Genomic DNA, 24,205 nt, shown 5'->3' with positions numbered 1-24,205 from the left:
CCCCTCAATGCTGCTCGAAGCGCTCGTAACGCTTTTCGGTTGCGCGCTCTTCGCCGGCCACCTCGGTCACCCGCGCCGCCGGCGGCCCGTGGCGCAGCCACGACAGCATCCGGTCGACCTGGTTGGCCGAGCCCTGCAGGATGGCTTCGACCGAACCGTCTTCGAGGTTCGCAACCCATCCCTTGATACCGAGCGCGTGCGCCTGCCGCACCGTGGCGTGCCGAAAGCCGACGCCTTGCACGGTGCCGCGCACCCGCACGTAATACGTTTCGATCCGCTGATCCAGATCCGGGGCCATGCCGTCCTCTCCACGCAATCTTTCAAGCCGGCATTCTAGTCGCCTCGCGCCGAGATTGCTCGGCCGCGCCTGACTTCCTGCCGCGTTCGGGACGCGCGGCAGGACACGCGGCACGCGCGCCACGTACAATCCGTCGACTGTCACGCGGGGAATGGAAACAGAGAATGACCGAACAGAATCGCGATCTCGTGCTCGTGACCGGCGCATCCGGCTTTGTCGGCTCGTCGGTGGCGCGCATCGCGCAGCAGAAGGGGTTCAGGGTACGGGTGCTGGTACGCGCCACCAGTTCGCGGCAAAACGTCGAGGCGCTCGACGCGGAAATCGTGGTCGGCGATATGCGCGACGAAGCGTCGATGCGCAACGCGCTGCGCGGCGTGCGCTATCTGTTGCACGTCGCCGCTGACTATCGGTTGTGGGCGCCGGACCCCAGCGAAATCGAACGCTCGAACCTCGAAGGCACCGAGGCGACCATGCGCGCGGCCTTGAAGGAAGGCGTCGAACGCATTGTCTACACGAGCAGCGTGGCGACGCTGAAAGTGACCAGTTCCGGCCAGTCCGCCGACGAAACCTCGCCACTCAAGGCCGACCAGGCGATCGGCGTGTACAAACGCAGCAAGGTGCTGGCCGAGCGCGCGGTGGAGCGCATGATCGCCCAGGACGGCCTGCCCGCCGTGATCGTCAATCCGTCGACACCGATCGGCCCGCGCGACGTCAAGCCGACGCCGACCGGGCGCATCATCGTCGAAGCGGCGCTCGGCAAGATTCCCGCATTCGTCGACACGGGGTTGAACCTCGTGCACGTGGACGACGTGGCGGCCGGCCATTTTCTCGCGCTGGAGCGCGGCAAAATCGGCGAGCGCTATATTCTCGGCGGCGAAAATCTGCCGCTGCAACAGATGCTCGCGGACATCGCCGCGCTGACCGGCCGCAAGGCACCGACGCTAAGTTTGCCGCGCTGGCCGCTGTATCCACTCGCCATGGGCGCGGAAGCGGTCGCCAAGATCACGAAACGCGAACCGTTCGTGACCGTCGACGGCCTGAAAATGTCGAAGAACAAGATGTATTTCACTTCGGCGAAGGCGGAGCGCGAGCTCGGCTATCGCGCGCGGCCGTATCGCGAAGGTTTGAGCGACGCGCTCGACTGGTTTCGCCAGGCGGGGTATCTGAAGTCCTGATGCGGATGCCGCAGTCGGGCCGTGCAAGCCGTAGCCGGAGGTTCGAGCACCGCTTGCACGCACTTTGTTACAACGTCACTGTGTTTGCGACAGGTAAAAGCCTACCCGCAGCAGGTAAAATCGTGGGTCTTACCAGAGAAACCTCGCATGAATCTTCACGAACAGCTCGGCGCGCTGGAAATGGGCGTCGATCAGCTCATTCAGGCTGTCGTGGCCCCGCAGGCCGAAAACATCCCCGAGACACCCGCAGCAACCGCCACGCAGCACGCGTTGGCGGAGCAGGTTGCGTCCGCATCCGGCGCGCAAGAAGCGCCTGAGGCGGCGGCAATTGCGGAACACGCGCCGGCACCCGTCGAAGAACCAGCCGCTCCCGTTGCGCCAACGCTCGAAATCAATCGCCCGGCGCAAAACGAGATCACGATGACGATCGGTGGCCAGACGGTCGCTCTGCGTCCGGACCAGATTGGCAGGCTGATCGAAGAACTGTCGAATGCGCGCGCCTCGATGACGCCGGAACCGCCTCCGGGCATCCCGCCAGGCTGGCGCTTCGTGTCGACCAAGAATCCGGTCATGGCGGTGCAGAAACAGTCGAATGGCGACCGTCTGCTGGTCATGCGCCACACGGGTCATGGCTGGGTGCCGTTCACCTTCTCGCCCGACATGGTGATTCAGCTATACATGTTGCTTACCAAGGGCTGATGTAAAAAAACGGCGCCTGGGAGCGCCGTTTTTTTATCCTACGATTTCCCGGGGCTGCAGGATCAGCGTTCCTGAACCGGCGCCTGGACGCGCGCTTTCCACTGGCCGCCCTTGCCGCGCCAATAGCGCACCGCGGAGGCAAACGTCGCGCCGACATAAAACAACGCGATTAGCGGCAAAAACGGCGCCCATAGCGGCGAGCGGCGGTAATAACTGAGCATTGGCGCATAGGCGCAACACATGGCGGCCCAGGCGAGCCATGCGGGCCAGCCCATCGGACCGAGCACCAGCGCGGCAACCGGCGGCATCAGGTAGATGATCGTCATGCCGGCAAGCGTGCCCGCCAGCAGCAGCGGCGAATAATGAAGCTGCGTAAAGGCGGTGCGCGCGATCATGTTCCAGATTTCGCGCCAGTTGTCGTACGGACGCAGCGACACGCTGCGCGCCGCCACATCCAGACGGATCGCGTGACGCCCCGTGCCGCGATGCTTGATACGCGCGGCGAGACTGCAATCGTCGATCAGTTCGGCGCGAATCGACTCGATACCGCCTGCTTCCTCGAGCGCGCTCCGGCGAACCAGCATGCAGCCGCCTGCCGCCGCCGCCGTGCGGTTGCGCGGGTTGTTGACCCACGTGAACGGATACAGCTTGGCGAAGAAGAACACAAAAGCCGGAATCAGCGCCTTTTCCCAGAACGAATCGCAGCGCAGACGGACCATCAGCGAGACCAGGTCGCGTTTTTCAGCGTCCGCGCGGGCGACGAGCTGCGCGACGGCGTCGGCGGGATGGCCGATGTCGGCATCGGTCAGCAGCAGGAAATCGGCAGGCAAGCCGAGTGTGCGCACGGCCTCGATGCCCTGCGACTGCGCCCACACCTTGCCGGACCAACCCGCAGGCAGCGGCTTGGCGGTGAGGACCGTCAGACGGTCGGGACATTGCAGCTGTAGCGCCGCGGCGCGGGCGGCGTCGGCGGTGCCGTCGGTGCTGTGGTCGTCGACGACGATCACGTGGAACTCGCCCGGATAGTCCTGCTGAAGCAGGGTGGTGACCGCCTCGGCAATCACGTCCACTTCATTGCGGGCCGGCACAACGGCGGCGACGGCCGGCCATGTTTCACGCGACGCCAGCGTGAGCGGCGTGGCGGGACGCGCCCGCCAGAAGCCGCCGCGCGCGAACAGCAACACACACCAGATCAGCAGGGAGAGACACGAAAGAAGAAACAGAACCACCGCCATTAAGCATTACCCTCGATTGAACGCGTTTGCGCGCCGACGCGCCGCGACAGACACATAGCCAGAGTGCGCAACGCCACCACGCACCAGTCATAACTGTTGAGCACCGGCCGCTCGCGAAATACGTCGTAGCCGGCCTTCTCGATCCGCTCGAGAATGCGCAGGCCGCCTTGTACGGCGCCGCATAGCTCGATTCCCAGTCGTCCCTGAATGCGCAGCGCGAGCGGCGCGCCGCGTACCAGCAGCTCGCGCACGAACGACACTTCGTGGGCCATCAGCGCCCGCCAGCCCGTGTTGACGACGCCCTTGGCGATCTGCGCTTCGGTCACGTTAAATCGCTGCAGATCCGCAAGCGGCAGGTACACGCGGTCCTTTTTTCCATCTGCGGCGACGTCCTGCCAGAAGCTGATCAACTGCGAGGCCGTGCAGATCGCGTCGGCGTCCGCCAGATTCACCGGCGTGGCGGCGCCCAGCAGATGCAGCATCAGATGCCCGACCGGATTTGCCGAATGGCGGCAATAGTCGAGCAGCGCGCTTCGGTCCGCGAAACGCCGCGATTCGATGTCCTGATCGCACGCGACGAGCAGATCGTAGAATGGCGCGAGCGGCAGCTTGTACTGCGCGATCACACCCGCGAGCTTGCCGAACAGCAGCGGGTGGACCGGCGCCGCGCGCTGCTGCGCCACCGCGTCGAGGCCAGCGCGGAAGTCGGCGAGGCGCGCGTGCCGCTCCGCCCGGCTCCAGTCGCCTTCATCGGCGATGTCGCTGGCGGTTCGGACAACCTGATAGATAATGCCGATAGGCGCGCGCAGCGCCTTTGGCAGCAACACGCTCGCGACCGGAAAATTTTCGTATTGATCGACGTCCATCCAGCGAGCCTCGAAACCATTCTGTAATGCGGCCGCAAACGTATGCCGCAGGACCACGTAGTTTAAGGGTTCCGCTAAAGCGGTGCAGCGTGTAATCATTGCCGGGTGCGGCCGTACGCGGCACGCACGGTAAGCCGGCGGTTGAGGCGCCGGTCCAACACCTCAGCGGCGCGCCCGAAGCAAAGCAGGCGTGATAGCGTTAGAATGCGCGTTTGGTTTTGCTGTACCGGCTTGACGCCGGGGCTCAAGACGTCAACTAAATAGATGGTCGCGGCGATAAAGTCATATTTACCGACTTCTTCGAAACCCGCGTCAGTCGGAGTTCGCCAACTTATGCGAGTCATCCTTGCTCAACCCCGCGGCTTTTGTGCGGGCGTTGTACGTGCGATCGAGATTGTCGATCGCGCGTTACAGCAACACGGCGCGCCCGTGTATGTGCGCCATGAAATCGTCCACAATCGCCACGTGGTCGATAATTTGCGCCAAAAAGGCGCGCGCTTTGTCGAGGAGCTCGACGAAGTCCCGCAAGGCGCCGTGGCGATTTTCAGCGCACATGGTGTGGCGCAAACCGTCGAACGCGACGCGGAGCAGCGTGGTCTCGACGTGCTCGACGCGACCTGCCCGCTCGTCACCAAGGTTCACGTGCAAGGGCGTCAGTACGTGGGCGCGGGCCGCACGCTGATCCTGATCGGCCACGCCGGGCATCCGGAGGTGGAAGGCACGATCGGCCAGATTCCGGGTCCGGTCCTGCTGGTCCAGAGCGAAGCGGAAGTCGCGCATCTTGATCTGCCCCTCGATACGCCGCTTGCGTACGTCACGCAGACCACGCTGTCGGTCGACGACACGCGGGGCATCATCGACGCCCTGCTGCGCCGTTTTAGCGACATTGTCGGTCCCGATACGCGCGACATCTGCTATGCGACGCAAAACCGCCAGGCGGCGGTGCGCGAACTGAGCAAAGAGGTCGAGGTGCTGCTGGTGGTGGGCGCAACCAACAGTTCGAACTCGAACCGGCTGCGCGAGATCGGCAGCGAAAGCGGCGTGGCGAGTTATCTCGTCGCCGACGGTTCGGAAGTGAAGCCGGAGTGGTTTGCGGGTGTGCAGACCGTCGGCATCACGGCGGGTGCTTCGGCGCCTGAAGAGATGGTGAAGAACGTAATCGATGCGCTGCGCGCATTGGGGCCTGTCGATGTCACGACGATGGCGGGCCGTGAAGAGAAAGTCGAATTCAAGTTGCCATCGAAACTGATGCAACCACTCGCTGCACGCGAAGTTTAAGGAGGACGTCTTGTCTATTCCGCTGCTACAGAAAGTCCGGGTTGGCGCATACATCATGCGTCAGCACCTTTCGCGCAACAAGCGCTATCCGCTCGCCTTGATGCTGGAGCCGCTGTTCCGCTGCAATCTTGCCTGCAATGGCTGCGGCAAGATCGATTATCCGGATCCCATCCTGAATCAGCGTCTGTCGCTCGCGGAATGCCTGGGCGCAGTCGACGAATGCGGCGCACCGGTCGTTTCGATTGCAGGCGGCGAGCCGCTGTTGCACAAGGAAATGCCGCAGATCGTGAAGGGCATCATCGCGCGCAAGAAGTTCGTGTATTTGTGCACGAATGCGTTGCTGATGGAAAAGAAGATGGACGACTACGAGCCGAATCCGTATTTCGTCTGGTCGGTTCACCTGGACGGCGATCAGCAGGCGCACGATCACTCGGTGTCGCAGGAAGGCGTGTACGACAAGGCTGTCGCCGCCATCAAGGAAGCGAAGCGCCGTGGTTTCCGCGTGAACATCAACTGCACGTTGTTCAACGACGCGGTGCCGGAACGCGTTGCTGCGTTCTTCGACACGCTGGGCCCGATGGGTGTGGACGGTATTACTGTTTCGCCGGGTTATGCGTATGAGCGCGCGCCGGATCAGCAGCACTTCCTGAACCGCGACAAGACCAAGCATTTGTTCCGTGAGATTTTCAAGCGCGGCAACAATGGCAAGAACTGGTCGTTCAGCCAGTCGGCGATGTTCCTCGACTTCCTGGCCGGCAATCAGACGTACGAGTGCACGCCTTGGGGCAATCCGGCGCGTACTGTGTTCGGCTGGCAGAAGCCGTGCTATCTGGTCGGCGAAGGGTATGTGAAGACCTTCAAGGAACTGATGGAAACCACGAACTGGGATAACTACGGTACGGGTAACTATGAGAAGTGCGCTGACTGCATGGTGCACTGCGGGTTTGAAGCGACCGCGGTGATGGATACCGTCGCGCATCCGTTGAAGGCGCTGAAGGTCAGCCTTCGTGGGCCTAAGACTTCGGGTGCTTTTACCAAGGATATTCCTCTGGATAAGCAGCGTCCCGCTGAGTACGTTTTTTCTCGACATGTCGAGATCAAGCTTGAAGAGATTGGGCGTGCTGGAAAGGGTAAGAAAGTGCAGACTGCTTCTGCGCATTAAGGTTTGTTTTTAAAGGGGCTTTTGCTTGCCCCTTTACCCTGCAGGTTTTTGGAAAGCGCGGTGGCCTTTTGGGCTAGCGCGCCTTTTTTTTGCCTTTGGCGGCGGGCATTTTCCTGGTTCTGGCTTTTTTGGCCTTTCCTTGCATTCTTATTGGTTTATTAGCGTCGCCCCTGTGCGGGGCGGCACCTACTTTTCTTTGCCGCCGCAAAGAAAAGTAGGCAAAAGAAAGCGGCTCAAACCGCCAACTCTTAAGTGGGTCCCCTGGCTTGGAGGGGTCGGTGGTCCGATTAACGGATCACACCTCGGTCCATAACGGTCTGTGACACAGCCGTCATCCGCTCCCACTCCGCACTGCGTGCGTCGCGGACGGGTCTGCCTGGGAAACCGGGCGCTCCGTTTGTGCGCGGTGGGAGCCATCGGCTTCGCCTCGGCGAGGCGCCGAAAACACAGGTGGTTTTGTGAAGTACCGCCCCGGCGCGCGCAGCGCCGCCGGAAGCATGACGGCCTGGTCACTCAGGCGGGAAGGTGCGCAGGCCCAATCTCTACGGAGCCACTACACCCTCCAAGCCAGGAGACCCGCTTAAGAATTAGCGGTTTGAGCCGCTTTCTTTTGCCTACTTTTCTTTGCGGCGGCAAAGAAAAGTAGGTGCCTGCCCCGCACAGGGGCGACACTAATAGACCAATAAGAAAACAAGGAAAGGCCAACGCCGCAGGCACAAGGAAATGCCGCCGCCAAAGGCAAAACCAAAACCCTACCCTGCGCCTCTAGCATTATGCGCAGTCAAAAACTTAATCAATCCATCAACTCCACCTTTGGAAAGCTGATCAGCAAACTGCGTCTGATAAACCTGAATCAACCAGGCCCCCATCATATTGATGTCATACACCTTCCAGCCGGAGGCTCCTTTCGTGAGCCGATAATCAATAGCGTCATCGCCGCCATTGCTAATAACGTGCGACTGCACAACCACATCCTTGGCGCCGGCAGGCACATTCACCGGTAGGAAGTTGAACTTCACGTCCTGATCCCGCAACTGCGACAACGAAGACGCGTAAGTCCGCACCAGCAGAAGCGTAAACTGCTCGTACAACTGCTTCTGCTGCTCCGGCGTGGCGGTACTCCACGCCTTGCCAACCGCAATTCGCGTAGTTCGCTGAAAATCCGTTGCGGGCACGAAGCGCGTTTCGACGAGTTGGGTAATTTTGCCCATATCGCCACCACGCGCCTGCGGATCCGCCTTCATCGCGGCAACCGTGCCTTCAACGGCACTCTTCACAACCGCATCAGGCGCGCTTTGCGCATAAGCAGCAGTGGACACCACCGCCGCAGCCAGAAAAGCAGACAAATAACGTTTCATACGCTCGCCGAGACCTGTGAGTAGTAAGCGCCAGCAGGCCCGAAAACCCGTGGCGAAAGCAGGATAGACCAGTATACCGATATTGTGTTCCCATTCCGGCCCCGAGCGGGAGCCGTGCTTGCTACCAAACACGAGCCAGATCGCTCTGGCTCTGTATACTTGTGCACTTTCGTCAAAAACACCATCCGTGATAAGGCTCCCTCCGCCTACATGCTGAAGTCATCTATCGTCCGTCTCGTCGCCTTTTCGGTGCGGCGTCCGCTACAGGTCGTCGCCGTCTCGCTCATCCTCGCGATCCTGAGCGGCTTTTATGTTGCCCATCACTTCAAGATCAACACGGATATCAGCCGTCTCGTCGAAGCCGACAAGGAATGGTCGTCGCTCGATCATGCACTAGACGAGGCCTTTCCGCAGCGCGGCGATACCGTGCTGGTCGTGGTCGAGGCACGCGCCCCGGAATTCGCCGACGCGGCCGCCAATGCCCTGACCGCCACCCTGAGCGCCGACCATCCAGAGTTCGTCGCGGTCACGCAACCCGCCGGCGGCCCGTTCTTCGAACACAACGGCCTATTGTTCCCGTCAACGGACGAAGTCCTCTCCACGACCTCGCAACTCGTCCAGTCCCGCCCGCTCGTCAACGCCCTCGCCCACGATCCGAGCCTGACCGGCCTCGCCGGCACGCTCACCACCAGCCTGCTGCTGCCGCTGCAACTCGGTCAGGTCAAGCTCGCCGACATGAGCCGCCTTTTGTCGCGAAGCGCAACCACGCTCGATCGCGTGCTGGCCGGGCAGCCGGCAGCGTTTTCGTGGCGCGCGCTGGTCGACAAGAGCGCCAGTACCGAGCCGGCACGCGCGTTCATCACCGTGCAACCGGTTGTGAACTACGGCGCGCTGCAGCCCGGCGCCAACGGTTCACGAGCGATCCGCGCCGCGGCAGCCGCGCTGCATCTGGATACGCGCTACGGCGCCACGATCCGTCTGACCGGCCAACAGCCGCTCGCCGACGAAGAATTCGCCTCCGTCAGGGACGGCGCGGCGCTCAACGGCATCGGCACCGTCATCGTCGTGCTGGCGATCCTGTGGCTCGCGCTGCGTTCGGGCCGCATGATCGTCGCGGTGTTCATCACGCTGTTCGTCGGCCTCGCGATCACTGCCGCGCTCGGGCTGATGATGGTGGGCGCGCTCAACATGATTTCGGTTGCCTTCATGGTGCTGTTCGTCGGGCTCGGGGTCGATTTCGGCGTGCAGTTCGGCGTCAAATATCGCGAGGAGCGCAATCGCGACGACCGCCTCTCCGCTGCGCTCGTGCACACGGCGCATAGCATCGGCGTGCCGCTAACGCTTGCCGCGGTCGCGGTCGCGGAGAGCTTCTTCTCGTTCCTGCCGACGGCGTATCGCGGCGTGTCGGAGTTGGGCAAGATCGCCGGCGTCGGCATGTTCGTCGCGTATTTCACCAACATGACGCTGCTGCCGGCGCTGCTGAAAATCTTCAACCCGCCGGGCGAAGCCGCCTCGCCGGGTTTCAAGCAACTCGCCCCCGTCGACGATTTCCTCGATCAGCATCGCAAGCCGGTTCTGATCGGCACGCTCATCGTCGTGATCGGCGCCACGCCTTTGCTCACGCATTTGCGCTTCGATTTCAACCCGCTGCACCTGAAGGATCCGCATACGGAATCCATGGCGACGCTGCTGTCGCTGAAGGATTCGCCGGAAGCAGCGGTCAACAACGTGCATGTGCTGGCGCCCTCGCTGGCCGCCGCGGACAAGATGGCCGCCCATCTGCGCACGCTGCCGGAAGTGGGCCGCGTCACGACGCTCAATACGTTCATTCCAGCTGAGCAACAGCAAAAGCTGATGCTGATCGCGAGTGCGGCGCAGCAACTGTTGCCGGCGCTGACCCAACAACCTTCGCCGCCAGTCACGGACGCCGTGCGGGTCGCCGCGCTCAAGCGCGCGTCGAACCAGCTCGCCCTTGCCGCCGAGGATCATCCGGGCCCGGGCGCCGCCGAAGCAACCCATCTTTCGGCCACGCTGCAAAAACTGGCCGCTGCTGACGCCGCCACGCGCGACCGTGCCGAAACCGCGATGTCCGAGACGTTGCGCATTGCGCTGAAGCAACTGGCGGATCTGTTGCAGCCGACCGAGATCACGCGCGACAACCTGCCGAAGGATATCTCCGAAAGTTGGCTTTCCAAGGATGGCCGCGCGCTGGTCGACATCGCGCCGAAGATCAAGCCCGGCGCCGATCCGAACGACGACGCCGCGCTCGCCCGCTTCGCCCATGCCGTGAAAAAGGCGGAGCCGGGGGCGATTGGCGGGCCGATTTCGATCCTGCATTCCGCCGACACGATCATCAAGGCGTTCCTGCAGGCCGCCTGCTGGTCGCTGCTGACCATCGCGATCCTGCTGTGGCTTGCGCTGCGCCGCATCGGCGACGTGCTGCGGACACTGGTTCCGCTGCTGGTGTCGGCGCTGGTGACGCTTGAGTTGTGTGTTGTGTTCGGCATGCCACTGAACTTCGCGAATATCATCGCGTTACCGCTTATGCTTGGGGTCGGCGTGGCGTTCAAGATTTACTTCGTGATGGCGTGGCGCAACGGCCAGACCGGCCTGTTGCAGTCGAGTCTCACGCACGCCGTGCTATTTAGTGCGGCGACCACGGCAACGGCATTCGGCAGCCTGTGGTTGTCGCATCATCCGGGGACGTCGAGCATGGGACGCCTGTTGGCGCTGTCGCTGTTTTGCACGCTGGTCGGCGCAGTGGTATTTCAACCGGTGTTGATGGGCAAGCCGCGCCCACGTCGCGCGAAGAAAGAAGGAATTTAAGATGAAGCTGCGAACCACCGCGCTGGCGCTCGTCGCCACTGGGTTGATGGCTGGCTGCGCGACCGGTCCCGACCGCAAACCGGGCGACCCGTTCGAACCGGCGAACCGGGTGATCTTCAACTTCAACGACGGCCTTGACCGCTACGTCGCGATCCCGGTCGCCAAGGGTTATCAGAAGGTGACGCCGCAGCCGTTGCGTACGGCGGTGAGCAACTTCTTTTCGAATCTCGGCGATGTGAGCAACTTCGCCAATGACCTGCTGCAACTGAAGATCACTGATGCAACCGAAGACCTGGTGCGCTTCGCGTTCAACTCGACCTTCGGTCTGGGCGGCCTGATCGACTGGGCCACGCCGGCTGGCCTGCCGAAGCACCACCAGGACTTCGGCCTGACGCTCGGCCATTGGGGCGTGCCGTCGGGGCCATATCTGGTGTTGCCGCTATTCGGCCCGAGCACGGTGCGTGACAGCATGGGTCTGATTGTGGACGTGCGCGTCAACCCGCTGAATTACTTCGAGCCGGCGGTTCGCAATCCGCTGTGGTTGCTGCAGTTCATCAGCGTGCGCTCCGACCTGCTGGGGGCGACGGACCTGCTGCAACAAGCCGCGCTGGACAAATACTCCTTCGTACGCGACGCCTACACCCAGCAGCGCCGTGCACGTTTGCGCGGTGCCGACAAGGCCGCACCGTTGCCGAACTACGACGACGAGGACAGCTCCGGCGCGTCCACGACGCCTCCCGCGGGGGCCGCCGCGGGTGCACCTGCGGCCTTACCGAACTACGCCGTCCCTGGCGACGCAGCAGAAGCCCCGAACGCCGCCTCCGGAAGCGCCACCGGCGCGCCGGCGGGCGTCCCGAATTATGCCGACCCTGGCGACGCGCCGGCGAGCGGCGCAACCGGGTCCCCGGCGGCGTCACCGTCCGCCGCGCCGGGCACGCCAGCACCAACGCCGCCGCAACCCGCCCCAACAGGCACCAAGCAGCCGGAACCCGCCCCAGCGGCCCAATAAGCGCGACCGAGCCCGGCGCGCGCAGCGCCGCCGGAGCGGCCACGACCGCGCCGAGCCATGTGATCTGCGAGTTAGCTCAGCGACAGAAGTCTAGAAGTCAGCAAGGCATGCGAGCGCAGACGAAGTACGACCACGAGCAACGCCAACCAAGAAGTACCGCCTCGGCGCGCGCAGCGCCGCCGGAAGCATGACGGTGGTCACTCAGGCCAGAAGGTGCGCAGGCTCAATCTCTACGGAGCCACGATCCCCTCCAAGCCAGGGGACCCGCTTAAGAACTAGCGGTGTGAGCCGCTTTCTTTTGCCTACTTTTCTTTGCGGCGGGCAAAGAAAAGTAGGTGCCGCCCCGCACAGGGGCAACACTAATAAACCACTAAGCAAAGAAAAACCCACTAAGAACAAAAAAAACCGTCCCCAATAGCACGCCGCGCCAGCACCAACGCCCCCCGCGCCGCCCGCGCATCGAAAGCGACCTGAACCAGCGCTCCAAGCTGCGAAGGCTCCCGCAACAACTCGCGCAAAATCGGCACGAGCGCCGTCGTGCCATCATCCCGCAGGCCCGCCGTAGCCGCGGGAGGCAGCGTCCGCCAGGCCGGATCGACAATCGCCCGGCACACGGCGAACGGCACGCCACACGCGGCGGCGGTGGCCCCGGCGATATGCGATTCCATATCCACAGCCAGCGCACCGGTCGCACGGTGCAGCGCGCGCTTGTCTTCCGCGGTGACCAAAGGTGCCTTAACGCCAGCCACAACACCGCGCCGCAGACGTGCCCCCAACGGCCCACTGGCAAGCGCCCCCACCAGCCTGTCAGCCCACGGCCGATCGGTCTGGAACCGCCCTATCCCTAACGGCCCCTCCACCGCATCCGCCACGATCACCGTGCCCGGCGCCAGATCCGGCGCCAAACCCCCCGCGGTCCCAAAGCTCACGATTCCCGAGCAGCCGTGCGCGACCGCAGCGCTCAACGCGCGCTCCAGCAAATCGGCCCGCGCGGCATAGACCACCTCGACGCCCTCGCCGCGCGCGATGCGCGCTTCGAACGCCATACCCGTCACCACGATCACCGGCAAGGCGCTACGGCCGGCTCCCGCGAGCGGCCTCGTCGAAAGCGGCATCGATTACATCCCGACCGCGACGCGCGTCAGCCCGTTGCGTTTCAGATGACGGAAGCGCGCCAGCGCCCACAGCGGGAAGAACTTGCGATAGCCGTGATAGCGCAGATAGAACACCCGCGGGAAGCCAGTCGCCGTAAAGCGCGTTTCGTCCCACAGGCCATGCTCGCGCTGTTCGTGCTGCAGGTACGCCACACCACGCGCGACCGCCTCGTGATTCACCTCGCCCGCCGCCATCAGCCCCATCAACGCCCATGCGGTCTGCGACGCCGTGCTCGGCGCACGTTCGTAGCCACGGTAGTCGAGCTTGTAGCTCTCGCCGCCCTCGCCCCAGCCGCCGTCGTCGTTCTGGATCGACAGCAGCCATTGCGCAGCACGCTTGATGCGCGGATCGTCGTGCGGCATGCCCGCGGCGTTCAGCGAACACAGCGCGGTCCACGTGCCGTAGATGTAGTTCAGGCCCCAGCGGCCGTACCAGCTGCCATCCGGTTCCTGCTCCTTCAGCATGTAGTCGAAGGCACGCTGCGCCGGCTCGCTGCCCCGCGGCAGTTCGCCGAGCTGCGCGAGCATCGACAGACAACGGCCCGACACGTCCGCGGTCGGCGGATCGAGCAACGCGCCGTGATCGGAGAACGGAATGTTGTTCAGGTAGTACTGGGTGTTTTCCGGCTCGAACGCGCCCCAGCCGCCGTCGCTGCTCTGCATGCCGACCACCCATTCGCGCGCGCGCGCAATGGCTTCACGATCGACATCCGATTGCGTGAGCGCCGCCGATCGATGCATGGCCATCACCACCACCGCCGTATCGTCGACGTCCGGATAGTGCGCGTTGTTGTACTGGAACGCCCAGCCGCCAGGCCGTACATTCGCGCGACGCGAGATCCAGTCACCGCGCACGTCGAGAATCTGCAGCGGACGCAGCCACGCCAGTCCGCGCTCGGCGGCCTGCTCGGCATGCGCCTCGCCGGTCTCGAGCAACGCGTGCGCCACCAGCGACGTATCCCACACCGGCGACAGGCACGGTTGGCAATATGCTTCGTCATCCTTGATGACGAGGAGCTTTTCGATCGACTGCCGGGCAATCGCGCGATTCGGATGATCGGCGGGATAGCCCAGCACGTCATACATCATGACCGAGTTGGCCATCGCCGGGAAAATCGCGCCGAGGCCGTCTTCGCCGTTCAGCCGTTCATCGACAAACCGCACCGCTTCGCGCACCGAACGTTCGCGCGTCGCCTTCGGCAACAGGCCGTCGATCGCGCGCAGGACCACGTCCACGCCACGGAAGAAGCGGAACCAGCCGAGATGCTGATGCGGTGCCCGCTCACGCATGCCGGTATTGACAGGTGCGCCACGGAACAGCTCGTCGATGCGCACGCGGCGCGGATTGCGCGCGACCGGCCGCTTCGCGTTCAGCACCAGCAGCGGCACGATCACGGTACGCGCCCAGTACGACACCTTCGAGAGGTGGAACGGGAACCACATCGGCAGCAGCATGATTTCGACCGGCATCATCGGCACCGCGCGCCACGACACCACGCCGAACAGCGCGAGCAGAATCCGCGTGAACACATTCACCGTTTCCGCGCCGCCGTTGGCGAGGATCGCCTCGCGCGCGCGGACCATGTGCTCGGCATCTTCCGGGTCGCCGATCATCTTTAGCGCGAAGTACGCCTTCACGCTGGCGCTGATGTCGATGGCGCCGTCGGTGAAGAGCGGCCAGCCGCCGTCATCCAGCTGGATACGGCGCAGGTAGCGCGCGATTTTCTGCTCCAGTTCCACGTTCGGCGTTTCGCCGAGATAGTGGACCAGCAGCACGTATTCGGCGGGAATCGTCGCGTCGGCTTCGAGTTCGTAGACCCAGTGACCGTCCGGTTTCTGCGCGGCGAGAATCGCATCGGTCGCGCGCGTGATCGCGGCGTCGAGCGGCTCGGCGGACGCTTGCGGCGCCACCGCCGGCGCGTTCAGCGCGGGGTCGGCGACTTCAGGCAGGACGGCATCCAGTTGCCGGGCTTGAGATAAATCGTTCATCGGCGTTCCATCGGTTGATTCAGCAACGTATCCGCGGCCTTCTGGCCGGAGCGGATCGCGCCTTCAATCGTCGCGGGCAGACCGGTGGCCGTCCAGTCGCCCGCGAGCATCAGGTTGTTCCAGCGAGTACGCGTGCCGGGGCGCAGCGTCTCCTGATCCGGCAACGCGGCAAACGTTGCGCGTTTTTCCATTGTGACTTGCCAGGTCGGCATCGGCTCGAGCGGCAAACTGGCGGCTTGAGCCACCTCGGCCCAGACGGTTTTCGCCAGTTCCGCGTGCGGCTGGTCGAGCAGGCGCTCCGCACCGCTGATTGTCACCGACAGACGCCCTTCGAACGCGAACAGCCACTGCGCCGTCGCATTGAGCAGTCCCGTGACGGGCGGCAAACCAAACGGCGGCTCGACCGCGAAATGCACATTTACCGTTGTCGCGAAGCGATTCGGCGCCCGCAAGCCAGGCACGAGCGTCTGGGCGATCTCCGGCGGCACCGCGAGGATCACGGCCTGGTTCGCTTCAATGGTGACGTGTTCGTCGGCGAAATTCAGTGCCGAGATGCGGCTGGGGCCCGTACCCGGCGCGGCAAACATCATGTCCTGCAAACGCGAGCCCAGCCGGATCGCCGCGCCACCATGCTGCAACAGGCGCAGCGCAGGGTCGACAAAGGCGCTGCCCACACCATGGCGCGCCACCAGCGGCCGGCACGCGAGGCCGCCGGCGAACAGGGTCTCCCTGACCATCGCGCCCGTCAGTTCCGCGGACGCTTCGCGCGGCTCGACGTTCAGCATCGCGAGAAACAGCGGCCGCAGCAGGCGGTCCCACAACGCGCCGTTGCAGCGCATGGTCTGCGCAACGCTACGCCCGGGTTTGGCGAACAGTAGCGGCGCCAGCGCCAGATAGTCGGCCGGGCCGGTGTTGGGTACGCGCGCGTTCTGGTCGAAAATCCACCACGGCAGGCGGCCCGGCGACATCCGCACGGTCCAGCGGGCGCGCGTCGCCAGATCGACGAACGGATAGTCGGGCTGGGCCGGGCCGACGAGTTCGTCGGAGGCGCCGATCGCGCGCACGTAATTGAGCGCCGCGACGTTGCCCGACAGCAGCATATGGTTGCCGCTGTCGATAGTCGCGCCCAGCGTGGCGTCGTAGTACGAGCGGCAACGGCCGCCCGCCTGGGGCAACGCTTCATGCAGCACGACTTGCGCGCCGCGCCGCTGCAACTGCACAGCAGCGGCGAGACCGGCGAGGCCTGCGCCGATCACATGTACGAGCTTTTGCATCAGCTCAGAAGAGCGCGTAACGCGCGACGATCCACAGCATGCGCAGTTTCGGCTTGCTGACCTTCGTGCGCGGAATATCGAAGCCGCGCTCGAGCGTGCGCTCGAGCAGCACGCGATACACGCCTGACATGATGCGCGGCGCACGCACATGATTGCGCGGCTCGCGGTCCATGATCGCGTCGGAAGCGGCGAAGTGCTCCTTGGCACGTGCGGCGAGCGTCGCGCACACGCGCGGCAGCGACGGATCGTCGGCGATCTGCGTCGGGCTCGTCACCGCGATGCCTTCGCGCGCCAGCAATTCGTGCGGGAGATAGCAACGGTTGATACCGGCGTCTTCGTCGATATCGCGCAGGATGTTGGTCAGTTGCAGCGCGCGGCCGAGATGGTGCGCAAGCAACCGGCCAGGCTCCTCCTGCATCCCGAATATCCTCACCGATAGACGGCCCGCCGCACTCGCGACACGGTCGCAGTACAGGTCGAGCGTGGCTTCGTCGGGCGCGCAGATGTCCTCGGCGGCGTCCATCGCCATGCCGTCGATCATCGCGTGAAAATCTTCGCGCTGCAGATGAAACGTGTGGATGTGCCGCGTCAGCGCGCGCAACGAAGCGCGCGGCGCGCCGGCATAGCACGCGTCAATGTCGGCACGCCAGCGCTCGAGCGCGGCGGCGCGTTCGGCGCGCGGCAGGTCGCTGTCGGCGATATCGTCGACGGCGCGGCAGAAGGCGTAGACCTGATACATCGCGTCGCGCTGCGCGGCCGGCAGGATGCGCATCGCGAGATAAAACGAGCTGCCCGAGGTGGCGGCAGCGGCGTCGATTTCAGTATCGTCCACGACAAGATTGGAAACAGCCAAGACGATCTCCGCTGGAGGCGCCTGCTGAAAGGCGTTCAAGAAGTTTTATGCCTGCCTGCAAGGCAGGCGGCCGCGCGCCCGGACGCGCGCGAAATACCCGGCTGGGATGCCGGAAACGGCGAAAAGTATAACAACGTTTGTGAGATGACGCAGTTTCGCAGGCGAATAAGGGGCCGGAAGGACGTCGGGAACGTGACTGCGGACGGGGCATACGACACAGCGCAAGCCCCGCGCCGCCGCCGGAACAGGCCGCGTCTGGCTAGATAAACGCCACCGAGCGGTTGCGTCCCTGCCGCTTTGCGCTGTAGAGCGCCGCATCGGCTTCGTTGATGAGCACGTCATACGCCGGCACGCCCACGCGCGCGGCTGCGCCGCCGACGCTCGCCGTCACCGGCACGCTCGTGCCCTGCACTTCGACCGGCGTATCGGCGATCGTGCAGCGGATTTTTTCCGCGACGCGCATCGCGTCGTCGATCGGCGTACAGGGCAGCAGCAAGGCGAATTCCTCGCCGCCAAACCGCCCGAAGGTATCCTGCGCCCGCAGCACCGCCGAGACCCGCTGCGCCATCACGCGCAATACGGTATCGCCGACGCCGTGGCCGAACTGGTCGTTGATCTTCTTGAAGTGATCGAGATCGAACAGCAGCAAGGACATTTCGCCGCCGTAGCGCTGCCAGCGCGTGTACTCGTCGCGCAGACGCACCTCGAAGAAACGGCGGTTGGCGATGCCCGTCAGACCGTCGCGGTCCGCGTATTCCTGCAGTTTGGCGACCGCATCTTCGCGCTCGCGCTGCACGATGCTGACATGCGTGACGTCCGAAATGGTTACGCACACGGCCACCACTTCGCGATCGCGCGTCAGCGGCATGAACGTGCAGTCCTGCTGCATGAAATCGACGCCGCCGGTAATCGGCCGGTCGTGATCGAATTTGAACAGATAGGGGCGCTGTTCCCACGAACTGAACGCGAAACTGCCGAGCTGGAACACGCTTTCGATCTTGCGCGCGAGCCACACGCGCGGCAGTTCCGGAAAGTGCGCAAACAAGGATTTGCCGACCACCTGTTCCGGCGACAAACCGCTATGGTCCTGCATGAATCGGTTCCACATCAGCACGTTCATCTCGCGATCGAGCACGAAAATGCCGAAACCGACACGTTCGATCACCAGATCGCTCAACGAACTCGCGGACACGTTCATAGGCTGGACAACAGCGCGTCGAGCGCTTCGCTCATGTGACGGATCGACTCCTCGGCCATCAGCATCACGAGATGCGCGCGGAAGCTCTGGTCCTCGAGCGTGAAATTCACTTCGACCAGCAGCGCGACTTCCCACTGCAGCACGCCGGGCTGGAATACCTCGTCGAGCGTCATCGCTTCGCCCAGCAGGCCAGGCGGCGAGAAAATCGGCGTGCGGCCGAGCTGGTCGAGAACGCATGAAACGCACGCACCTGTCAGCACGTTGGCCACGTCGAATACGAGTTCCCTCTGGCTCACCGCTTCGTAGCTCGATCGCGCATAGGGATCGCTGACCAGCGAACACAGTTGCTTGATGCTGTCGCTGCGGCAGATGACCAGCGCCTCGCCCTTGATATCGGAGCGAAACCCCTGCCGGACCGCGCTCACCGTGTCTTCGATCCCCGTCATCTCGCGCAGCGTCCGCGCCGCGTCGCTAACGGCCACCACCTTGACGCGCGGCACCGAAAGTTCGATGAACGCATCGAGCAGGCGCGCGAGGCGGGTCGCGGCTTGGCCCATCGCCAGATTGGCGACCTCCTGCAGCGCGTCGCGCTGGTCTTCATTCAGGACTGGCTCAGACATACAACCCGTACTCCTTGAGGATGGGAAGTACCGCCTCTGGCGTGACGGGCTTGGCGATGAACGCGACGGCGCCAAGCGCGCGCACGCGCGTCTGGGCCATCGGCTGAACATCGGCGGAGACGACAATGACGAAGGTGTTCAGGTCCTCGTGCTGCAATGCTTCCAGCACCTGATAGCCGGTCATGTCCGGCATGGTCAGGTCGAGGAACATCACCGACGCTTTACCTGCGCGATACAGATCGAGCGCTTCACGCCCGTTCGAAGCGTAGGTCACGTCGACATCCCAGTCCGGCGGCAATGCCCTGGTGAGCACCTTGCGGGCAAGCAACGAATCATCGGCGATCACAATGGGCAAAGACATGGGCGGGTCGGAAAACGGAATGAGTTCTAACGCGTTAACGGCGGTGAGAGGCGATTCTTTAGCGCGGTTTTAGCGCGAGGTCTGTCGACCGACGGCAAAATGGGCGGAAGCTTGCGGAAGTGCGGAGTGCACACGAGCGAGGAGCGCGCGCGGCGAGGCGCTTTTGGCGGAACCGGTGGGCAGGCATGGATGCGTGCGCGCACGGTGGACGACGGCTATGACCGGCATGTTCGAAGCCTACCCCGTAGATGAAGCCGCGCGGTGTCCTGGATCGGGCTTGGTCCCCTTGCCGCGCATGTTCCCGCGAACGCCTTCCATCACGCGTTGTGCGCGTTATCTGGCGGCCCTCGCGGCAGATGCGTCCGAACATGGCGGACGCATTATTTGTCATGAGGTTGATTTTCGAAGTAAACCGGCGGAAAGGCAACTCGCCAAGGTCACTTCCCTTAAAGAGATTTTCCTGTCGAATGGCAATTTTGAACATATTCGCATAGCTACTGGCGAGCTTGTTTTGTATTTATACTTTTGTGTACGTTTGCGCTTCTCGATTCGTCACTGATTCAAACAGCAGACAATTCACTCGCCGGCGAATCGCCGGGGCAACGACTCATGCCGGTACGACCCTATGCTCTCGTATCATGCCACCTTCAGTTTTTTCATCCTGACCACCGTAGCGTTGATTGACCATGACACCAGACCGGTTCGACCCGCCTCGAACGAGCCGCCTTTCCGCTAGCCGGCAGGAGGAGGCTTCGTTTCCTGCCGTGCCGGAACAGAATTTCCACGTTCGGCGCATGACGCTGATCGCGCTGCTGATCGCGGCCATCGTTTTGCCGTGCGTCTATGTGGCGGCAATGGCCGTCAGCGATTTGCGCGCACGCGAAGCCGACGCCACGGATATCACGCTGCGCACGGTGCGGGTCGCGGAAGAACACGCACTAAAAGTGTTCGACATGAACGAGACGCTCGACGCGCGTATCGTCGAATTGACGCAGGGCCTGGACGACAACGGCATTCGCGCGGGCGAAGCCACGATTCACGAGAAGCTGCGCACCATGGGCGGTGGCTACCCGCAAGTGGCCGCCGTCTCGATCTTCGGCAGCGACGGGGTCCTGCTGGCCAGCAGCCGCTTCTATCCGGCGCCGGTGGTGTCGATTGCCGGGCGCGACGATTTCAACGGCATTCGCGACGGCAAAAGCCTCGAACACGTGTCGAAGGTCATGACCGGGCATGTGGTCGGAGAACAGGTGTTCAACACGGGCGTCGAGCGGCGCGCCGCCGACGGCTCGTTCGCCGGGGTCGTCTCGGTCGCGCTGCGGCCCAGCTATTTCAGCGCGTTTTACCGCGAGTTGCTCGGCGGCAATGACAACACGCCGATGACCATGAGCCTGATCCGCACGGATGGCGCGATCCTCGCGCACTATCCGCGCACCCCGCGCGAGCCGGTGACCATCGCGCCGCACACGCCATTCGCCGAGGCCATTGCGCAAGGCCGGCGCGCAGGCGTCCTGAAGATGCGCTCGGATATCGACGGCGACAACCTGATCCTCGCATTCCGGCGCGTCGGCTCCTATCCGGTGTACGTGTCGTGCGGCTACCGCACGGAGGCGATCTGGGCCGGCTGGTACCGCCGCCTCAGCGTGCTGATCCTGTCGATGTTCACGCCGTCGATCGTGTTGTGGGGGGTGATCTGGCTGTCGCTGCGGCGCCTGGGCGCCGAAGAGGAAGCGTGGGAGCGCTGGCAATCCGAAGCATCAATGCGCCGCTCGATCGAATCCGCCTACCGTCAGTCGCGCAAGATGGAAGCGCTCGGCAATCTGGTCGGCAGCGTCGCGCACGATTTCAACAACCTGCTGATGATCGTCTCGGCCAATGTGCAGATCGCGCGGCGGCGGGGCACGCCGGGGCTCGACCGCGAACTGGCGGCGATCGAGCGGGCGCTCAAGAGCGGCCAGTCGCTCACGCGGCAATTGCTCGGCGTCGCACGCAAGCAGCCGCTGCGCAACGAAACGCTGGCGCTGGAGCGCTGGCTGCCGGCCTGCCGCGAACTGCTGCGGGCGTCGCTTGGCGCGAAGATTTCGCTGGTGATGGATATCGGCGTCGAGATCTGGCCGATGCGTGTCGATGTGGCGGAGTTCGAACTGGCGCTGATCAACCTCGCCGTGAATGCGCGCGATGCGATGCCCAACGGCGGCCGCTTCACCGTGCGCGCTGCGAATATCCATTTCCGTCACGAGGACGGCTTTCCGCTCACGGGCGACTTCGTGCAGTTATCGCTCGAAGACACCGGCGGCGGCATGCCGCCTGAAGTGCTTGCCCGGGCCTTCGAGCCGCTGTTCACCACCAAGCCCAAGGGTATGGGCACCGGGCTCGGGCTGCCGCAGGTGTTCGCCTTCTGCGAGCGCTCGGGCGGACTGGCCGCGATCGACAGCGCAATCGGCGCGGGTACTTCGGTGCGTCTCTATTTGCCGCGCGCGACGACCCCCGCCGAGGCCGAACGGCCAGCCGAACCGGGTGTCGAGGAAACCGTCACGCCGCACGGCTTGCGGATTCTGCTGGTTGAAGACAACGACGAAGTCGCCGCCGGTACCGAAGCCCTGCTACAGATGATGGGCCACCAGGTCACCTGCGTCTTCAATGCCGATACCGCACTGCGTCTGTTCGACGACGCCCATGCCAACCAGGCTCGCACGGGCGAGCCGCTGCCGTTCGATCTGGTCATCTCGGACATCCACATGCCTGGCACGACGAACGGCATCGATCTCGCCGAAGCGGTACAGGCCTTCGACACGAGGCTGCCGGTCATCCTGGTCACTGGCTACGCAGAAGAGCTAGACCGCGCGCGTCACGTGGATGTGCGCGTGCTGTCCAAACCCTTCGATATCGACGTGCTGGAGAAGCTCCTGCAGACGATCCAGCGCGATCTGGCGCAGGCGGCCGCCCATCCGGCGGAGTGAGGCACGGTCTCGCCGATGCCCCTCGATTTACCATCCGTTGTAAAAGCGCGGCGGCCGCGGTGCCGGCACGCCGCGCCTTTCGCGTGGCCAACCCACCCGCACCCGCATAACGAGGCGCACACAGACGTGGATGCGTTCGGGCTCACCCCGGCATGATCGTTGCGGCTCGGACGGGAGGGGGCGGCGCGTTCCCGCGCCGTCCAATCCGCCAAAATACGTCGGGAGGCAGCCATGCGACACACCGTGATTGGTTTATTCGACACCTATTCTCAAGCAGAAGCCGCTCGCGACACGCTTGTGCAGACCGGTTTCGCGCGCGAAACGATTGAGTTGCAGGCGAATCCGGAACCGTCCGTGGGTTCGGCGACCGAAGAAGTAGCCGGTTCAGGTGTGCTGGCGAATATCGAACGCTTTCTTTCGAGTCTGTTCGCCACCGGTCCACGCGCGCCGGAAACGGCTCGCTATACCGAAGCCGTGCGCCGGGGCGCGATACTGATGTGTGTCAACGCAGCCAGCGAATCGCACGCGGAACTCGCGCGCAATACCTTAACCAGACTGGGCGCAACCGACATCGGCGAGCGCTCGCCTGACTGGGACATGCAACCTGAGAGCCGCGACCATTCAGTGCTCGATGAACTGGGGATCGGCGCAATGACGACCGGGTCGCCCCGCACGTCGAGCACAACGACGCGGCCTGCCACAACCGCAGCGGCCAACCTGGCTGATCCGGTCGATCCGCTCTATACCTCTCCAATGCGAGGCACCGACGCGGAGCCGTTCGTCCCGCCGCCGCTGTCCGAACGCCCAATCAGCGACCCGCTCAACGACCCGGTGAGCGACCCGCTGGTCGGCGACGCGGGCCGCAGCGCGATTGCGGCCGGTGCGGTGCCGGGCTCAGGCGCCATCATGCAGCCTTCGGAAGTCGTCTCCGAAACCGGTCAACCGACCGCAGGCCTCGGCGGACAGATGCCGAACGAGTATCTGGAATATGAGGAAGATTTCCGCAGCCATTACGACGGCGAGTACGCGGCCGGAGATGCGCGCTATGAAGACTATGTGCCGGCTTACCGTTACGGCGCCGAGATCGCACATGACGAGCGTTACCGCGACCGCCCGTGGGACGAAGTCGAGCCGGAAGCGCGCCGCCATTGGGAAAGCACCTCGCCGGACAGCACCTGGGAGCGTTTCAAGCTGGCTGTACGTCACGGCTGGGAACGGGTGACAGGGCATCACCACGTGTAAAAAGGGTGACCGCGCCGGCGTCTGGTCCAAACGACACCGGCGTGGCGTCCAGCTTGAGCGCTGGCGGGAAACTGGCGGCGTCGCCACCGGTGGATAACCCGGTAGCACCCAAAGTTATCCACAGATTTCCTGAATAACCTTGTGGATAACTGGTACTTTTGCCTTGTCAATCAAGCATGCTTTCGGTCTAGGACGATTTGAGGCAAACGGCTGCTTTAGATATCGGGTCGGATCCGAATCCAGCTGCCCGGCACCCGATTGCCTGAAGCAAGTGGGGCTAAAACACGCAGGCGCTTCAGTGGCGGAAATTCACTCTTAGGAGGATTCAGCCACGCGTCTGAGTGACGCGGTGGCCACCTGAGCTCCCGTTATTCCGGCACGGCAATGTCGCCGTCCACCAGTTGCCAGCCGTACGTCTCGGCGAACGCCTGGGCGGCATCCGCACTCTCAAAGAAGGGCATGTCCGCATGCCCCTGGAACGGGTAAATCACCCGCTCGTCGTTCAAACGCACCACCTTCAACGTCGGCACCACCGTACCGCCCGACGTACGGCGCGACGACACTGCCACCTGATAGTTCGCCCGCCCGGTAGCGGTTTGGGGATTCGCGCCCTGCGGGCGCCTGGAAACTGAGCCTGCCATCGATGTGCGC

21 protein-coding genes are annotated in these 24,205 nt (G+C 63.8%); 9 read left to right on the top strand and 12 right to left on the bottom strand.

Going from position 1 to position 24,205, the window contains the following annotated elements:
• Window positions 1-4 precede the first annotated feature (4 nt).
• Complete coding sequence (locus PQR27_RS32895; RefSeq protein ID WP_408527723.1) at window positions 5-298, bottom strand: acylphosphatase; 294 nt, start codon at window positions 296-298, stop codon at window positions 5-7.
• 164 nt (window positions 299-462) lie between these two features.
• On the opposite strand from PQR27_RS32895, the gene hpnA reads away from it, so the two are divergent.
• Window positions 463-1,473 carry a hopanoid-associated sugar epimerase gene (hpnA, locus tag PQR27_RS32890; RefSeq protein ID WP_408527722.1) on the top strand — a complete coding sequence of 337 codons (1,011 nt, stop codon included), beginning with the start codon at window positions 463-465 and terminating at the stop codon, window positions 1,471-1,473.
• 147 nt (window positions 1,474-1,620) lie between these two features.
• Complete coding sequence (locus PQR27_RS32885) at window positions 1,621-2,172, top strand: hypothetical protein (protein ID WP_408527721.1); 552 nt, start codon at window positions 1,621-1,623, stop codon at window positions 2,170-2,172.
• Between the two features lie 62 nt (window positions 2,173-2,234).
• Here PQR27_RS32885 and PQR27_RS32880 read toward each other — a convergent pair whose 3' ends face one another.
• Both PQR27_RS32880 and hpnC read right to left on the bottom strand, forming a co-directional pair.
• Complete coding sequence (locus PQR27_RS32880; protein WP_408527720.1) at window positions 2,235-3,407, bottom strand: glycosyltransferase; 1,173 nt, start codon at window positions 3,405-3,407, stop codon at window positions 2,235-2,237.
• Complete coding sequence (hpnC, locus tag PQR27_RS32875) at window positions 3,407-4,273, bottom strand: squalene synthase HpnC (protein WP_408527719.1); 867 nt, start codon at window positions 4,271-4,273, stop codon at window positions 3,407-3,409. The genes PQR27_RS32880 and hpnC overlap by 1 nt, the downstream gene beginning before the upstream one ends.
• Window positions 4,274-4,606: 333 nt before the next feature.
• Here hpnC and ispH point away from each other — a divergent pair, with 333 nt between their 5' ends.
• The gene (gene ispH / locus PQR27_RS32870) at window positions 4,607-5,551 is read left to right on the top strand and encodes a 4-hydroxy-3-methylbut-2-enyl diphosphate reductase (RefSeq protein ID WP_408527718.1); all 945 of its coding nucleotides are present in this window, start codon (window positions 4,607-4,609) and stop codon (window positions 5,549-5,551) included.
• A gap of 10 nt (window positions 5,552-5,561) precedes the next feature.
• A complete protein-coding gene (gene hpnH, locus PQR27_RS32865; RefSeq protein WP_408527717.1) occupies window positions 5,562-6,713 on the top strand; it encodes an adenosyl-hopene transferase HpnH in 1,152 nt (383 codons plus the stop codon).
• A 752-nt stretch (window positions 6,714-7,465) separates the two neighbouring features.
• On the opposite strand, the gene PQR27_RS32860 is transcribed toward hpnH, so the two are convergent.
• A complete protein-coding gene (locus PQR27_RS32860; protein ID WP_408527716.1) occupies window positions 7,466-8,071 on the bottom strand; it encodes an MlaC/ttg2D family ABC transporter substrate-binding protein in 606 nt (201 codons plus the stop codon).
• Between the two features lie 210 nt (window positions 8,072-8,281).
• Here PQR27_RS32860 and hpnN point away from each other — a divergent pair, with 210 nt between their 5' ends.
• Together hpnN and PQR27_RS32850 are read left to right on the top strand one after the other, a co-directional pair.
• Window positions 8,282-10,897, top strand: a complete 2,616-nt coding sequence (gene hpnN / locus PQR27_RS32855) for a hopanoid transporter HpnN (RefSeq protein WP_408527715.1) — start codon at window positions 8,282-8,284, stop codon at window positions 10,895-10,897.
• Window position 10,898: 1 nt separating this feature from the next.
• The gene (locus tag PQR27_RS32850; protein ID WP_408527714.1) at window positions 10,899-11,906 is read left to right on the top strand and encodes an MlaA family lipoprotein; all 1,008 of its coding nucleotides are present in this window, start codon (window positions 10,899-10,901) and stop codon (window positions 11,904-11,906) included.
• Window positions 11,907-12,295: 389 nt separating this feature from the next.
• Here the strand turns inward: PQR27_RS32850 and PQR27_RS32845 are convergent, their stop codons facing one another.
• From PQR27_RS32845 to PQR27_RS32815, 7 genes are all read right to left on the bottom strand, one after another.
• The gene (locus PQR27_RS32845) at window positions 12,296-13,021 is read right to left on the bottom strand and encodes a phosphorylase (RefSeq protein ID WP_408527713.1); all 726 of its coding nucleotides are present in this window, start codon (window positions 13,019-13,021) and stop codon (window positions 12,296-12,298) included.
• A 3-nt stretch (window positions 13,022-13,024) separates the two neighbouring features.
• On the bottom strand, window positions 13,025-15,049 hold the full coding sequence (gene shc, locus PQR27_RS32840; protein WP_408527712.1) for a squalene--hopene cyclase: 2,025 nt from the start codon (window positions 15,047-15,049) through the stop codon (window positions 13,025-13,027).
• The gene (gene hpnE / locus PQR27_RS32835) at window positions 15,046-16,323 is read right to left on the bottom strand and encodes a hydroxysqualene dehydroxylase HpnE (protein WP_408527711.1); all 1,278 of its coding nucleotides are present in this window, start codon (window positions 16,321-16,323) and stop codon (window positions 15,046-15,048) included. Before hpnE ends, shc begins: the two co-directional genes overlap by 4 nt.
• Before the next feature lie 4 nt (window positions 16,324-16,327).
• The gene (gene hpnD / locus PQR27_RS32830; protein WP_408527710.1) at window positions 16,328-17,176 is read right to left on the bottom strand and encodes a presqualene diphosphate synthase HpnD; all 849 of its coding nucleotides are present in this window, start codon (window positions 17,174-17,176) and stop codon (window positions 16,328-16,330) included.
• A 259-nt stretch (window positions 17,177-17,435) separates the two neighbouring features.
• A complete protein-coding gene (locus PQR27_RS32825; protein WP_408527709.1) occupies window positions 17,436-18,374 on the bottom strand; it encodes a sensor domain-containing diguanylate cyclase in 939 nt (312 codons plus the stop codon).
• Window positions 18,371-18,994 carry a chemotaxis protein CheC gene (locus PQR27_RS32820; RefSeq protein ID WP_408527708.1) on the bottom strand — a complete coding sequence of 208 codons (624 nt, stop codon included), beginning with the start codon at window positions 18,992-18,994 and terminating at the stop codon, window positions 18,371-18,373. Before PQR27_RS32820 ends, PQR27_RS32825 begins: the two co-directional genes overlap by 4 nt.
• Entirely contained in the window at window positions 18,987-19,355 is a 369-nt protein-coding gene (locus PQR27_RS32815; protein WP_408527707.1) for a response regulator, read from the bottom strand. The genes PQR27_RS32820 and PQR27_RS32815 overlap by 8 nt, the downstream gene beginning before the upstream one ends.
• Window positions 19,356-19,572: 217 nt before the next feature.
• Between PQR27_RS32815 and PQR27_RS32810 the strand changes: the two genes are divergently transcribed.
• From PQR27_RS32810 to PQR27_RS32800, 3 genes are all read left to right on the top strand, one after another.
• Window positions 19,573-19,914, top strand: a complete 342-nt coding sequence (locus PQR27_RS32810) for a hypothetical protein (RefSeq protein ID WP_408527706.1) — start codon at window positions 19,573-19,575, stop codon at window positions 19,912-19,914.
• Between the two features lie 127 nt (window positions 19,915-20,041).
• Window positions 20,042-22,312: a hybrid sensor histidine kinase/response regulator family protein gene (locus tag PQR27_RS32805; protein WP_408527705.1), complete on the top strand. Its 2,271-nt coding sequence runs from the start codon at window positions 20,042-20,044 to the stop codon at window positions 22,310-22,312.
• A gap of 231 nt (window positions 22,313-22,543) precedes the next feature.
• Window positions 22,544-23,554, top strand: a complete 1,011-nt coding sequence (locus PQR27_RS32800; RefSeq protein WP_408527704.1) for a hypothetical protein — start codon at window positions 22,544-22,546, stop codon at window positions 23,552-23,554.
• 368 nt (window positions 23,555-23,922) lie between these two features.
• On the opposite strand, the gene PQR27_RS32795 is transcribed toward PQR27_RS32800, so the two are convergent.
• On the bottom strand, window positions 23,923-24,195 hold the full coding sequence (locus PQR27_RS32795; RefSeq protein WP_408527703.1) for a DUF6723 family protein: 273 nt from the start codon (window positions 24,193-24,195) through the stop codon (window positions 23,923-23,925).
• Window positions 24,196-24,205 lie beyond the last annotated feature (10 nt).

The sequence above is a fragment of the Paraburkholderia fungorum genome (genome assembly GCF_046027215.1).
GTDB lineage: Bacteria > Pseudomonadota > Gammaproteobacteria > Burkholderiales > Burkholderiaceae > Paraburkholderia > Paraburkholderia fungorum_D.
Note: the sequence above shows the minus strand (reverse complement) of the source record. Positions and strands in the feature narration are given on the sequence as shown.

Bases quoted from the DNA above. Each gene is read 5' to 3' on its own strand.
- shc (WP_408527712.1), bottom strand. From the start codon at position 15,049: ATGAACGATTTATCTCAAGCCCGGCAACTGGATGCCGTCCTGCCTGAA.
- hpnN (WP_408527715.1), top strand. From the start codon at position 8,282: ATGCTGAAGTCATCTATCGTCCGTCTCGTCGCCTTTTCGGTGCGGCGT.
- hpnE (WP_408527711.1), bottom strand. From the start codon at position 16,323: ATGCAAAAGCTCGTACATGTGATCGGCGCAGGCCTCGCCGGTCTCGCC.
- hpnC (WP_408527719.1), bottom strand. From the start codon at position 4,273: ATGGACGTCGATCAATACGAAAATTTTCCGGTCGCGAGCGTGTTGCTG.
- ispH (WP_408527718.1), top strand. From the start codon at position 4,607: ATGCGAGTCATCCTTGCTCAACCCCGCGGCTTTTGTGCGGGCGTTGTA.
- PQR27_RS32820 (WP_408527708.1), bottom strand. From the start codon at position 18,994: ATGTCTGAGCCAGTCCTGAATGAAGACCAGCGCGACGCGCTGCAGGAG.
- PQR27_RS32880 (WP_408527720.1), bottom strand. From the start codon at position 3,407: ATGGCGGTGGTTCTGTTTCTTCTTTCGTGTCTCTCCCTGCTGATCTGG.
- PQR27_RS32795 (WP_408527703.1), bottom strand. From the start codon at position 24,195: ATGGCAGGCTCAGTTTCCAGGCGCCCGCAGGGCGCGAATCCCCAAACC.
- PQR27_RS32885 (WP_408527721.1), top strand. From the start codon at position 1,621: ATGAATCTTCACGAACAGCTCGGCGCGCTGGAAATGGGCGTCGATCAG.
- PQR27_RS32805 (WP_408527705.1), top strand. From the start codon at position 20,042: ATGACACCAGACCGGTTCGACCCGCCTCGAACGAGCCGCCTTTCCGCT.
- PQR27_RS32825 (WP_408527709.1), bottom strand. From the start codon at position 18,374: ATGAACGTGTCCGCGAGTTCGTTGAGCGATCTGGTGATCGAACGTGTC.
- PQR27_RS32815 (WP_408527707.1), bottom strand. From the start codon at position 19,355: ATGTCTTTGCCCATTGTGATCGCCGATGATTCGTTGCTTGCCCGCAAG.
- PQR27_RS32860 (WP_408527716.1), bottom strand. From the start codon at position 8,071: ATGAAACGTTATTTGTCTGCTTTTCTGGCTGCGGCGGTGGTGTCCACT.
- PQR27_RS32850 (WP_408527714.1), top strand. From the start codon at position 10,899: ATGAAGCTGCGAACCACCGCGCTGGCGCTCGTCGCCACTGGGTTGATG.
- PQR27_RS32845 (WP_408527713.1), bottom strand. From the start codon at position 13,021: ATGCCGCTTTCGACGAGGCCGCTCGCGGGAGCCGGCCGTAGCGCCTTG.
- PQR27_RS32810 (WP_408527706.1), top strand. From the start codon at position 19,573: ATGACCGGCATGTTCGAAGCCTACCCCGTAGATGAAGCCGCGCGGTGT.
- PQR27_RS32895 (WP_408527723.1), bottom strand. From the start codon at position 298: ATGGCCCCGGATCTGGATCAGCGGATCGAAACGTATTACGTGCGGGTG.
- PQR27_RS32800 (WP_408527704.1), top strand. From the start codon at position 22,544: ATGCGACACACCGTGATTGGTTTATTCGACACCTATTCTCAAGCAGAA.
- hpnA (WP_408527722.1), top strand. From the start codon at position 463: ATGACCGAACAGAATCGCGATCTCGTGCTCGTGACCGGCGCATCCGGC.